Origin of the sequence: Polynucleobacter sp. AP-Kolm-20A-A1 (genome assembly GCF_018688315.1) — a bacterium.
In the GTDB taxonomy this organism is placed as follows: Bacteria; Pseudomonadota; Gammaproteobacteria; order Burkholderiales; family Burkholderiaceae; genus Polynucleobacter.
Genome location: NZ_CP061315.1, coordinates 40,435 through 53,886, shown reverse-complemented (window position 1 = coordinate 53,886; position 13,452 = coordinate 40,435). Strand labels below are relative to the sequence as shown.

Sequence of the window (13,452 nt, the reverse complement as noted above, 5' to 3'; positions counted from 1 at the left end):
GTGCCTTTTCTTTGCTATTTGATTAGAAGCGGAAATGTGAGAAAGCTTTGTTAGCTTCTGCCATACGGTGAACTTCTTCACGCTTCTTCATTGCTCCGCCGCGACCTTCTGCAGCTTCTAATAATTCATTGGCCAAACGTTGAGCCATAGATTTCTCACCGCGCTTTTTAGCGGCTTCGCGCACCCAGCGCATTGCCAAAGCTGAACGGCGTGATGGGCGAACTTCAACAGGAACCTGATAGTTAGCACCACCAACACGACGGCTCTTCACTTCAACCATTGGCTTAACGTTGCCCATAGCTGTTGAGAAAACTTCGAGTGGTTCTTTGTTTGCTTTTTTCTCGATGTGATCAAAGGCACCGTAAACGATACGCTCTGCAACCGATTTCTTGCCGTCCAACATGAGGACGTTCATAAATTTAGCTACTTCTACATTACCGAATTTTGGATCCGGCAAAATTTCCCGTTTGGGAACTTCACGACGACGTGGCATAACTACTCCTTCAGTTCAGTTAGGGATGATTCACATGAATCATCCGCTCCGGTTGCCCTACTATCTAAGAAGATTCTTAGACGGAACAACCACTTACTTGTCTTTTAAGTCTGACAAACGAAGACTTACTACAAATGCTTCAGCAAAAATCTATTGAAAGATTAAGCAGATTTCTTGGCGCGCTTAGCACCGTACTTGGAACGTGATTGCTTACGGTCTTTAACACCTTGCAAGTCAAGTGAGCCACGAACGATGTGGTAACGAACACCTGGCAAATCCTTTACACGACCACCGCGGATTAATACTACTGAGTGTTCCTGGAGGTTATGGCCTTCACCGCCAATGTATGAAATAACTTCAAAACCATTGGTTAAGCGAACTTTGGCTACTTTACGAAGCGCAGAGTTAGGCTTTTTAGGAGTAGTGGTGTACACACGTGTACAAACACCACGGCGCTGCGGACTGTTTTCCAGTGCAGGGCTCTTGCTTTTAACGATAAGCCTGGATCTTGGCTTGCGTATTAATTGATTAATTGTTGGCATAAAATAGCTCGGTTAGTACTTCTTTGTTGCTTTCTTCAAGAAAATCAATGACTTAGAGAATTTCTAGGTCAAAAAGACCCTCTTCTGAATCAGTAGAACTCAGCATTCTAGCCTGGCCAGCCCTTCCCGTCAACCTCGAGGGGAAAAACTGGCCTATTCAGGCCAGATTTGCCAAATTAGCTTGGATCAGCCTCCCCAGTAGGAGCAACGACTTCAGCCTCTATTTCTACAGGCATATTGGCCATTGCTTCCTCTTCGGCGGCAATCATTTGAGCGCGATCACGCTCGAATTGCTCTCTGACCTTGCGTGCACGGCGGTAAGACAAGCCGGTACCAGCTGGGATCAGACGACCAATAATGACGTTTTCCTTGAGGCCACGGAGTGTATCGGTTTTGCCCATAATTGCGGCTTCGGTCAATACACGGGTGGTTTCTTGGAAAGAAGCCGCTGAAATGAAGCTATCGGTCGACAAGGATGCCTTAGTAATACCAAGCAACACGTTATCGAACTGAGCTGGGTGCTTACCTTGGGCAATCACAGCATCGTTTGCGTCATACAACTTAGAACGCTCAACCTGCTCACCAGTGATGAATGATGTATCGCCTGGATCAGTTACCTGAACACGACGCAACATCTGACGCACGATAACCTCAATGTGCTTGTCATTAATCTTCACACCCTGGAGACGATAAACGTCCTGAACTTCGTCAACAATGTAGATAGCCAACTCTTCGATGCCTTTGAGAGTCAAGATGTCATGTGGATCAGCAGGGCCTTCCACAATCATCTCGCCCTTGTTCACAACTTGACCGTCATGAACGAGAACTTGCTTCTCTTTAGGAATCAAGAATTCATTTGCTTCGCCGTCCATATCGGTAATCACCAAACGCTGTTTACCTTTGGTTTCTTTACCGAATGAAACTGTTCCAGTAACTTTCGCCAAGACTGCTGCGTCTTTTGGTGAACGTGCTTCGAACAATTCTGCAACGCGAGGCAAACCACCGGTAATGTCACGAGTCTTCTGTGATTCGATTGGAATACGCGCCAATACTTCACCAACTTCAACCTTTTGGCCATCCTTAACGGTAATCAAAGCGCCTACTTGGAGGCCAATGTTTACTGGATGATCAGTGCCGGCGATCATGACTTCGTTGCCCTTGTCATCAACCAAGTTGATCATTGGGCGAACGCCTTTGCTTGCTGCAGAGCGACGCTTACCGTCAATAACCACCAAAGTGGAAAGACCGGTAACTTCGTCAACCTGCTTAGCAACAGTTACACCCTCTTCGACGTTATCGAAACGAGCGATACCAGCGTACTCAGAGATAATCGGACGTGTTAATGGATCCCATGTCGCCAAGCTTGCGCCGGCCTTCACTGCTGCATCTTCTTTCAACAAGAGAGTTGCACCGTAAGGCACTTTATGACGCTCACGCTCGCGACCATTCTCGTCAACGATCAAGGCTTCGCCAGAACGTGAAATCACGATCTGCTCACCTTTTGCGTTTTTAACAACGCGCATCGTTCCAGAGAACTTCAAAGAGCCGTTTGATTTAGCTTCGATATTGCTTGCAACCAACGCACGTGAAGCTGCGCCACCAATGTGGAAGGTACGCATAGTCAACTGTGTGCCTGGCTCACCGATAGACTGAGCAGCGATAACGCCTACTGCTTCACCAACGTTCACCAAACCACCGCGACCTAGATCACGTCCGTAGCACTTAGCGCACAAACCAAAGCGAGTTAAACAAGACAATACTGTGCGAACTTTAACTTCGTCGATACCCAATGCAACGATTTGATCAACATGATCTTCATCGAGCAATGTGTCGTTAGGAACGATAACTTCTTGTGTGTCAGGGTGAACGATGTCGCCGATACATACACGACCCAAAATACGATCGCGCAATGCTTCGATAATTTCGCCGCCTTCAACAAGCGCCTTCATCGTTACGCCAGAAGTTGCGCCGCAATCTTCTTCGATAACCACGAGATCCTGAGTTACGTCACATAAACGACGTGTCAAGTAACCAGAGTTCGCTGTCTTCAACGCTGTATCGGCTAGACCTTTACGAGCACCGTGGGTTGAGATGAAGTACTGCAACACGTTCAAACCTTCACGGAAGTTCGCAGTAATTGGGGTCTCAATAATGGAGCCATCAGGCTTAGCCATCAAACCACGCATACCAGCCAACTGACGAATCTGCGCTGCAGATCCGCGGGCACCAGAATCCGCCATCATGTAGATGGAGTTAAAGGATTCTTGACGCACAGTTTTGCCATTACGGTCGAGCACGTCAACGTGTGACAACTCATCCATCATTGCCTTACCAACTTGGTCACCTGCGGCACCCCAAATATCAACCACGTTGTTATAACGCTCTTGATTGGTTACGAGACCTGACATGAACTGCTTGTCATACTCCTTAACCTTGGCAGAAGCATCAGTAATGATGCGTTCTTTGGATGTTGGGATCAACATATCGTCGATCGCAACAGAGATACCAGCATTAGTTGCCAAACGGAAACCAGACTGCAATAGACGATCAGCAAAAATCACTGTTTCACGCAAACCGCACTTACGGAATGATGTGTTGATCAAACGTGAGATTTCTTTTTTCTTCAAAGGCTTGTTAATTTCCTCGAAAGACATGCCTTTAGGCAAAATCTCAGACAAGATTGCACGGCCAACTGATGTTTGATAGATCTTGGTTTTCTCAGCAAAACGCGCATCGCCTTCTGCCTTCTTGTCCACAATCTCATACTCAGTAATACGCACAGCAACACGAGAGGCCAATTCAACTTGACCTGCTTCGTATGCACGCACTACTTCAGTAATGTTGGCGAAAACCATGCCTTCGCCCTTACCGTTGATCTTGTCACGTGTAGCGTAGTACAGACCCAACACCACGTCCTGTGAAGGGACAATAGATGGCTCGCCGTTAGCTGGGAACAATACGTTGTTCGAAGCCAACATCAATGTACGTGCTTCCATTTGCGCTTCGAGCGACAAAGGAACGTGAACCGCCATTTGGTCACCGTCAAAGTCAGCGTTAAATGCCGCGCAGACTAATGGGTGCAATTGGATTGCTTTACCTTCAATCAGCATTGGCTCGAAAGCCTGAATACCGAGACGGTGCAATGTAGGAGCACGGTTCAACATGATTGGATGTTCACGAATTACTTCTTCGAGAATGTCCCAAACGATTGGAGTCTGACTTTCAACTTCTTTCTTCGCAGCCTTGATAGTGGTTGCAATTCCCAAAGTTTCAAGCTTGTTGAAAATGAATGGCTTGAACAATTCCAAGGCCATCAATTTTGGTAAGCCGCACTGATGCAATTTCAATGTAGGGCCAACCACGATGACTGAACGACCAGAGTAGTCAACGCGTTTACCCAGCAAGTTTTGACGGAAACGACCGCTCTTACCTTTAATCATCTCAGCCAAGGACTTGAGAGGACGCTTATTAGCGCCAGTCATAGCCTTACCGCGACGACCGTTGTCGAGCAATGAGTCAACCGCTTCTTGCAACATGCGTTTTTCGTTACGAACAATGATCTCTGGTGCACGCAACTCTAACAAACGCTTCAAACGGTTGTTACGGTTGATCACACGACGATAGAGGTCGTTCAAATCGGAGGTAGCAAAGCGACCGCCATCCAAAGGCACCAATGGGCGCAATTCAGGTGGCAATACTGGCAATACTTCCATGATCATCCAGTCAGGCTTAATACCTGAAGTCTGGAACGCCTCGAGCACTTTTAAGCGCTTAGCGTATTTCTTGATCTTGGCATCGCTACCAGTAGCTTTCAAATCAGCGCGAATAGTCTCTACTTCGCGATCAATGTCAATCGAACGCAAGAGATCACGAATACCTTCCGCGCCCATGATTGCAGTGAATGCACCGTCACCATACTCTTCAGTCTTGGCAATGTATTCATCTTCAGACATGATCTGACCACGCTTCATTGCGCCTTCAGGAGTCATGCCAGGATCAACAACTACATATGCTTCAAAGTAGAGTACGCGCTCGATATCACGCAATGTCATATCGAGAACCATGCCCAAACGGGATGGCAAGGACTTCAAGAACCAGATGTGCGCTACAGGGGCTGCCAACTCAATGTGGCCCATGCGCTCACGACGTACCTTAGCGAGAGTAACTTCAACGCCGCACTTCTCGCAGATAACGCCACGGAACTTTAAGCGCTTGTACTTACCGCATAAGCACTCGTAGTCTTTAGTTGGTCCAAAAATCTTGGCACAAAACAAGCCATCACGCTCGGGCTTAAAAGTCCGGTAGTTGATGGTTTCTGGTTTGCGTACTTCACCAAAAGACCATGAGCGAATTTTCTCAGGAGATGCGAGACCAATTTTGATGACATCAAACTGCTCTTCGCCCTGCGTTTGCTTAAATAAATCGAGCAATGCTTTCATATCAGTTGCGCTCCATGTCAATGTCAATACCCAACGAACGGATTTCTTTTACCAGCACGTTGAAGGATTCGGGCATGCCAGCATCAATCGTGTGCTCGCCCTTGACGATGTTTTCGTAAACCTTGGTACGGCCTGCGACGTCATCGGACTTCACTGTCAGCATTTCCTGCAAGACATATGAAGCACCGTATGCTTCGAGGGCCCAGACTTCCATCTCACCAAAGCGCTGACCACCGAACTGAGCTTTACCGCCCAATGGCTGTTGCGTTACCAAAGAGTAAGGTCCAGTTGAACGAGCATGCATCTTGTCATCAACCAAGTGGTGGAGTTTCAAGACGTGCATTACGCCAACGGTTACAGGACGCTCGAACTGATCACCAGTACGACCATCAAACAGAACCATTTGCTGGCGTGAAGGCGTCATCTGCAAGGATGCAGCAACATCTTCTGGGTATGCCAACTCGAGCATGCGACCGATTTCAGCCTCAGTAGCACCGTCAAACACTGGCGTTGCAAATGGCAAGCCTTGGCGGAGATTCTCAGCCAACACATTGATTTGCTCATCAGTGAAATTGTCGATGTCTTCTTGACGACCAGTTTCGTTATAAAGCTGCTTGAAGAACTTACGCAGTTCAGCTTGCTTAGCTTGTTGACGAACCATTTCATCGATACGTTTGCCAATACCTTGAGCAGCCCAACCTAAGTGGGTTTCCAAGATCTGACCAACGTTCATACGAGAAGGAACGCCTAGTGGGTTCAAGACGATGTCTACAGGGCGTCCGTCAGCCATAAATGGCATGTCTTCCGCAGGAGCGATTTTAGAAACCACACCCTTGTTACCGTGACGACCAGCCATCTTGTCACCAGGCTGTAAGCGACGCTTAACGGCCAAGTACACCTTAACCATCTTCGTTACACCAGGCTGCAAATCATCGCCTTGGGTAAGCTTGGTGCGCTTTTCTTCAAAAGCTTCGTCAAACTGTTTACGCTTCGCTTCAATAGAAGATTTGATTGCCTCAACTTGTGAAGCAACTTCGTCATCTGCCGGACGAATATCGAACCAATGGTATTTGTCCAAATCAGCAAGGTATTCCTTGTCGATCTTGGTGCCTTTAGCTAATTTCTTAGGACCGCCGTTGGCAACTTTGCCAATCAACATCTTTTCTAAACGCATGAAGGCATCGCCCTCAACAATACGCAACTGGTCGTTTAAGTCCAAACGATAGCGTTGCAATTCTTCTTGAATGATCGACTGCGCACGTGCATCGCGCTCAATGCCTTCACGGGTGAAGACTTGAACATCAATAACAGTGCCGATCATTCCTGATGGAACGCGCAAAGAAGTATCTTTAACATCAGACGCCTTTTCACCGAAGATCGCACGGAGGAGCTTCTCTTCAGGAGTGAGAGTAGTCTCGCCCTTTGGAGTTACCTTACCAACCAATACGTCGCCAGCTTCTACTTCAGCACCGATATAAACAATACCGCTCTCATCCAAACGGGAGAGTTGTGACTCTGCCAAATTGGAGATATCGCGTGTAATTTCTTCTGAACCTAGCTTGGTGTCACGAGCAACCACTGACAACTCTTCAATATGAATAGAGGTGTAGCGGTCATCAGCAACAACTTTTTCAGAGATCAAGATTGAATCTTCGAAGTTGTAACCGTTCCATGGCATAAATGCCACAGTCATGTTTTGACCCAAAGCCAATTCACCTAAATCGGTAGATGCACCGTCAGCAACTACGTCGCCGCGGGCTACACGATCGCCAACCTTTACGATTGGTCGTTGGTTGATGTTGGTATTTTGGTTTGAACGGGTGTACTTGATGAGGTTGTAAATATCCACACCAACTTCACCAGCTGCAGTTTCATCATCGTTCACACGAATCACAACACGATTCGCATCAACGTAATCAACGTTACCGCCACGCGCTGCTAATACAACAGTGCCGGAGTCAACTGCAACAATACGCTCTAAACCTGTACCAACCAATGGCTTATCTGGACGCAAGCAAGGAACTGCTTGACGCTGCATGTTCGCACCCATCAACGCACGGTTCGCATCATCGTGCTCTAGGAATGGAACGAGTGAAGCAGCAGCAGAAACGATCTGGCTAGGAGCAACGTCGATGAAATCGATGCGCTCTGGGCTAACCATCATAGTCTCACCGGCTTGACGAGCTGAAACCAATTCATCGGCCAACTTACCGCTCTTGTCGATCGTTGCGTTTGCCTGAGCAATCACATACTTAGCTTCTTCAATCGCAGAGAGGTAAACCACTTCATCGCTTACCTTGCTGTTGGAAACTTTGCGGTATGGAGTCTCAAGGAACCCATGCTCATTCAAACGCGCAAATAACGCGAGTGAGTTGATCAAACCAATGTTTGGTCCTTCTGGAGTTTCGATTGGGCAAACACGTCCATAGTGGGTTGGATGCACGTCGCGCACTTCGAAGCCTGCACGCTCGCGTGTTAAACCACCAGGTCCCAATGCAGAAATACGACGCTTGTGCGTGATCTCTGAAAGTGGGTTGGTTTGGTCCATAAACTGGGACAACTGTGAAGAGCCGAAGAACTCACGAATAGCAGAAGAGATTGGCTTGCTGTTAATCAAGTCATGCGGCATGAGGTTTTCTGTTTCGGCTTGGCCGAGACGTTCTTTAACCGCACGCTCAACACGTGACAAACCAGCGCGGAATTGGTTTTCAGCCAATTCGCCAACGCAACGTACACGACGATTACCTAAGTGATCGATATCGTCTACTTCGCCTTTGCCGTTACGCAAATCTACGAGAGATTTAATAGTGTCGAGAATATCTTCGTTTGACAGAACCATTGGGCCTTCCATTTCTGGACGGTTCAAACGGCTGTTGACCTTCATACGGCCAACACGTGACAAATCGTAAGTATCTTCACTGTAGAACAAGCGCTGGAACAAGGCCTCAACAGCATCTTCTGTTGGAGGCTCACCAGGACGCATCATGCGGTAGATGGCGATACGAGCAGCCATTTGATCCGCAGTTTCGTCAGTACGCAATGTCTGAGAAATGTACGCACCAGAATCCAAATCATTGGTATAGATGGTTTCTAGTTGCTTGATACCTGCATCGCGCAATGTCGCCAACAACTCTTCAGTGATTTCATCGTTAGCGTACGCCAAAATTTCACCAGAGTCTGGATCAACAATATTGCGTGCAACTACGCGACCAATTAAATAGTCATCTGGTACAGCGATTGTTTTTGTTTTTGCAGCTTCGAGTTCGCGGATATGCTTTGCATTGATACGCTTGTCTTTTTGAATGACTACAACGCCATTCTTGTCGAGCACATCAAAGCTAGCCAACTGACCACGCAAACGCTCTGGCACAAATTCCATTGAACCGCCGTTAGCAGTCAATGCGAAATGGTCAAAGTTAAAGAAGTTCGCAAGAATCTGTTCGTTGTTTAAACCAATTGCTTTGAGCAAAATGGTCACAGGCATCTTACGACGACGGTCAACGCGGAAATAGAGAATATCTTTTGGATCAAACTCGAAATCAAGCCATGAACCACGGTAAGGAATGATGCGTGCTGAGAACAGCAACTTGCCTGAGCTGTGTGTCTTGCCCTTATCGTGTTCGAAGAACACGCCTGGGGAACGGTGCAACTGAGAAACGATCACGCGCTCAGTACCATTGATCACAAAAGAGCCGTTTTCTGTCATGAGTGGAATTTCACCCATGTAGACTTCGCTCTCTTTTACCTCTTTAACCTTAGTAGGCGCTTCGCGATCATAAATAATCAAGCGAACTTTTGCGCGTAAGGCGGAGTGGTATGTGTAACCACGTTGTTGACATTCTTTAACGTCAAATGGTGGTTGTGATAACTGGTAAGACACGTATTCCATACGTGCATAGCCGTTGTTAGACACAATTGGGAATGCTGATGTAAAGGCAGCTTGAAGTCCCTCAGTAAGACGAGACATTGCCGGCTTATCAGCCTGTAAAAATTTAGCGTAGGATTCCAGCTGCGTTGCGATCAGGTACGGAACCTGGTGGTTGTTTACTCGCTTAGCAAAGCTTTTACGGACTCGCTTGCGTTCGGTGAAGCTATAGTTCATTTCATCTCCGAATTCAGCGACTGTACAAAGATTTGGCGATTGGCCACTACCAATCACTGGCGGACAACACTAAACCGATAGATCTAGTGTCCGACCAAACTTGCATTCTGCAGTCGTATCAGAAGGCAAACCCGATTTCAATCAGAAATGAAATCGGGTTTGACCTCTAGAGGTCAAACCCAACATGGCTAACGCCCCTTTGTGAGAGGCGCCAGCATTGTGTGTATTACTTGAGTTCTGCTTTAGCGCCAGCTTCTTCAAGCTTCTTCTTAGCTTCTTCAGCAGTTTTCTTGTCAACGCCTTCTTTGATTGGCTTCGGTGCACCGTCAACCAAGTCCTTAGCTTCTTTCAAGCCAAGACCAGTAATTTCGCGAACTGCCTTAATTACTGAAACCTTGTTTGCGCCAGCTTCGAGCAAGTTAACAGTAAATTCTGTTTGCTCTTCGCCACCACCAGCTGCAGCGCCACCGCCTGCAGGACCAGCAACAGCCATAGCTGCAGCTGATACGCCAAACTTCTCTTCGAACGCTTTAACCAAGTCGTTCAAATCCATAACGGACATGCTACCTACTGCTTCAATGATTTCTTCTTTAGTAATCGCCATTTTTAGCTCCTAATACTTAAATAGTTAATCTGTCGCTTATTCAGCGGCAGGGGTTTCGTTTGCTTCTGTTCCAGCTTCTGGGGCTGCGGCTGCAGGCTCAGCGGCTGCTTCTGGAGCGGCTTCAGCGGCTACTGCTGCTGGGGCTGCTACTTCTGCAGGTGCTGCTGCGGGAGCGGGTGCTCCAGCTGCCTTTTGTGCTGCTACTGCGCCCAATACGCGAGCCATCGCAGAGACAGGTGCCAACATCACACCCAACAACTGAGATAACAACTCGTCGCGGCTTGGAATTGTTGCAAGGGCTTTTACGCCTGCAACGTCTAACAACTTGCCGTTATATAAGCCAGCTTTAATGACTAGCAAATCTTGAGTCTTAGCAAAGCCCTGCAATACTTTTGCCGAAGCAATCGGATCAGCAGAGATGCCGTAAATCAAGGGGCCAACCATCGAATCAGCAAGAGGCTCAAACTGAGTGCCTTGTGCAGCACGGCGTGCCAATGTGTTCTTCAAAACGCGAAGATATACACCTTGGTCACGTGCGCTAGCACGTAGCTTTGTCAACTGCTCTACTGGAATACCACGGTATTCAGCGAGCACGACAGTTTGGGCTCCAGCCAATTGAGCGCCGACATCAGCAACAATCGCTTTTTTGTCTTGTACATTCAAAGGCACGGTTTAACTCCATAAAAACCAACTGTTTCCAGTTGGGGTTACACACCAGCGTCTGATCATTTGTTCACAAAGTTCTTGTGAAAATCTTTTCAGGGTCGCCATCTGCGCTGGCTATTACTTTCGTAACGATTAAGAATTAACTCTGTATTAGCAACTAATTCACCAACGGTCTTTGATGTTCGACTCTCACTACAAGAGCAGGAGTCGACCCAAAGTTCTTTTTTGTTACAAGCTAATTAAGCTGCGGCCTGTAACGATGCTTGGTCTACGCGCACGCCTGCACCCATGGTGCTGCTTACGGCAACCTTCTTTAAATAAATACCCTTTGATGCAGGTGGCTTCGCTTTATTCAAAGCCTCGAGCAATGCGAGCAAGTTAGATTTCAATGCAGTTGGTTCGAATGAACGACGGCCAATGCTTGCGTGCACGATGCCGGCTTTGTCCACACGGAACTGAACTTGACCAGCTTTTGCATTTTTAACTGCAGTAGCAACGTCAGGAGTAACTGTTCCAACTTTTGGATTCGGCATCAAACCACGTGGGCCCAATACTTGACCTAAAGTACCAACAATTTTCATTGTGTCTGGAGATGCGATCAAAATATCGAAATCAATTTTGCCGCCTTTAATTTGTTCAGCAAGATCTTCCATGCCAACGATTTCTGCACCAGCAGCTTTAGCTTGTTCAGCCTTCTCGCCTTGTGCAAAAACTGCTACACGAACATGCTTACCTGTACCAGCTGGGAGCACCACTGCGCCACGCACAACTTGGTCAGATTTCTTAGCATCAATACCCAACTGAACAGCAACGTCGATAGACTCATCAAACTTAGCAGTTGCACACTCTTTAACGAGGTTCAATGCGTCGTCTAATGAATAGAACTTATTGCGATCAACTTTAGATTGAATTGCTTTTACGCGTTTAGATAATTTAGTCATGATTAGAGACCTTCCACAGTGATGCCCATGGAACGGGCGCTACCAGCGATTGTGCGAACGGCTGCATCCATATCGGCCGCTGTCAAATCTGGCATTTTTGCTTTAGCGATTTCTTCCGCTTGAGCACGTGTAATTTTTCCTACCTTATCGGTATGGGGACGTGGTGATCCTTTTTCGATCTTCGCAGCCTTCTTAATCATGATGGTTGCTGGAGGAGTCTTCATGATGAATGTGAAGCTCTTATCAGCGAACGCTGTAATCACGACTGGAATTGGCAGGCCAGGTTCCATGCTCTGAGTTTGAGCATTAAACGCCTTACAGAATTCCATAATGTTAAGACCGCGTTGACCCAATGCTGGACCTACGGGTGGTGATGGATTTGCTTTACCTGCAGGGATCTGCAGCTTAATAAAGCCAATAATCTTCTTTGCCATGTGTTGCTCCTTAAAGCGCGCCTAACCTCATAAGGAAAGACCGCCGTTGAGTAAACGCTTCGCTAGTTTTTGGCTTTCTAGCTCCGCTCCTCGGTTAAATACAAAATCTATATAACCATCTAAAACTACCTTTACTTCTAAACTGCAAAACCGGACTAAGTCCTTGTTTTTACATCTTTTCTACTTGGCCGAACTCCAGCTCAACTGGGGTACCGCGGCCAAAAATTGTAACAGAAACGCGCAATCTTGACTTCTCATAATTCACTTCTTCAACGTTTCCGTTGAAGTCTGTAAACGGACCTTCTTTAACGCGAACCATCTCACCCACCTCAAACAGGGTCTTAGGCTTAGGTTTATCAACTCCAGCCTGCATCTGATCCATGATTTTGGTAACTTCTGCCGTAGAAATCGGGCTTGGACGGTTGCGAACGCCACCTACGAAACCAGTCACTTTTGGCGTATTTTTCACCAAATGCCAGCTTTCATCGGTCATTTCCATCTCAATCAGGACATATCCTGGGAAAAAACGACGCTCAGTAACAGATTTTGCGCCAGATTTGATCTCAACCACCTCTTCGGAGGGGACCAAAATTCGGCCAAATTTTTCAGGCATGCCAGAACGTGCAATACGCTCTTCAAGGCCTTTTTTAACGCTCTTTTCCATTCCAGAATAGGCGTGAATAACGTACCAGCGCATATTGCCGGTAGCTTGTGGATTTGGGGCGACTTCAGAATCAATCATTTTTCTTACTCACTTCCAGCCCAAAAAGACTGAAAAAACTAGCCATTCAATTAATTTGTCTGCGAACCATAAAAACAGGGACATGATCAGAACAAAGCCAAATACGACTAGAGTCATCTGGGTCGTCTCTTTACGAGTCGGCCAAACAACCTTTTTTACTTCATACCAAGAATCTTTTGCATAGGCGATAAAACGACGCCCATCCGGTGAAATCGCCACAATCAAAACCGCAACCGCAATGCCGCCAAACAAAACTGCCAAGCGCACCAGCAAAGATTGATCGATCAGCGTGTAGTACAGGACTAGCGCTGCAACGACGATTAAAGCAGCGAGTCCGGAGACCCAGCTGCTCTTTTCTTCAGAGTGACTAACTGTTTGTTGAGACATTTTGCTTTCAGTTCAATTTGTGGCAGGGGCGGAGGGCATCGAACCCCCAACCTTTGGTTTTGGAGACCAACGCTCTGCCAATTGAGCTACACCCCTTTATAA

At 47.1% G+C, this 13,452-nt stretch carries 9 protein-coding genes, 1 tRNA gene and 1 pseudogene; all 11 read right to left on the bottom strand.

What is annotated here, in order from left to right:
- Positions 1–22: 22 nt before the first annotated feature.
- The 11 genes and pseudogenes from rpsG to C2745_RS00235 all read right to left on the bottom strand — a co-directional run bounded on the left by rpsG (position 23) and on the right by C2745_RS00235 (position 13,446).
- A complete protein-coding gene (gene rpsG, locus C2745_RS00285; RefSeq protein WP_015420229.1) occupies positions 23–493 on the bottom strand; it encodes a 30S ribosomal protein S7 in 471 nt (156 codons plus the stop codon).
- 161 nt (positions 494–654) lie between these two features.
- The gene (gene rpsL, locus C2745_RS00280; protein ID WP_072582063.1) at positions 655–1,035 is read right to left on the bottom strand and encodes a 30S ribosomal protein S12; all 381 of its coding nucleotides are present in this window, start codon (positions 1,033–1,035) and stop codon (positions 655–657) included.
- A gap of 176 nt (positions 1,036–1,211) precedes the next feature.
- Entirely contained in the window at positions 1,212–5,474 is a 4,263-nt protein-coding gene (gene rpoC, locus C2745_RS00275; protein ID WP_215384396.1) for a DNA-directed RNA polymerase subunit beta', read from the bottom strand.
- Position 5,475: 1 nt separating this feature from the next.
- The gene (gene rpoB, locus C2745_RS00270; protein WP_215384395.1) at positions 5,476–9,576 is read right to left on the bottom strand and encodes a DNA-directed RNA polymerase subunit beta; all 4,101 of its coding nucleotides are present in this window, start codon (positions 9,574–9,576) and stop codon (positions 5,476–5,478) included.
- A gap of 226 nt (positions 9,577–9,802) precedes the next feature.
- Positions 9,803–10,180, bottom strand: coding sequence for a 50S ribosomal protein L7/L12 (gene rplL / locus C2745_RS00265; RefSeq protein WP_215348181.1), 378 nt, complete (start codon positions 10,178–10,180; stop codon positions 9,803–9,805).
- A 153-nt stretch (positions 10,181–10,333) separates the two neighbouring features.
- Positions 10,334–10,849, bottom strand: a pseudogene (rplJ, locus tag C2745_RS00260) (50S ribosomal protein L10); the annotation flags it as partial.
- A gap of 236 nt (positions 10,850–11,085) precedes the next feature.
- Positions 11,086–11,787, bottom strand: a complete 702-nt coding sequence (gene rplA / locus C2745_RS00255) for a 50S ribosomal protein L1 (RefSeq protein ID WP_215348179.1) — start codon at positions 11,785–11,787, stop codon at positions 11,086–11,088.
- A 2-nt stretch (positions 11,788–11,789) separates the two neighbouring features.
- A complete protein-coding gene (gene rplK / locus C2745_RS00250; protein ID WP_011901890.1) occupies positions 11,790–12,221 on the bottom strand; it encodes a 50S ribosomal protein L11 in 432 nt (143 codons plus the stop codon).
- A gap of 169 nt (positions 12,222–12,390) precedes the next feature.
- Positions 12,391–12,963, bottom strand: a complete 573-nt coding sequence (nusG, locus tag C2745_RS00245; RefSeq protein ID WP_215384393.1) for a transcription termination/antitermination protein NusG — start codon at positions 12,961–12,963, stop codon at positions 12,391–12,393.
- Between the two features lie 9 nt (positions 12,964–12,972).
- Entirely contained in the window at positions 12,973–13,350 is a 378-nt protein-coding gene (gene secE / locus C2745_RS00240) for a preprotein translocase subunit SecE (RefSeq protein WP_215384392.1), read from the bottom strand.
- A 20-nt stretch (positions 13,351–13,370) separates the two neighbouring features.
- A tRNA-Trp gene (locus C2745_RS00235) sits at positions 13,371–13,446 on the bottom strand.
- Positions 13,447–13,452: the final 6 nt, after the last annotated feature.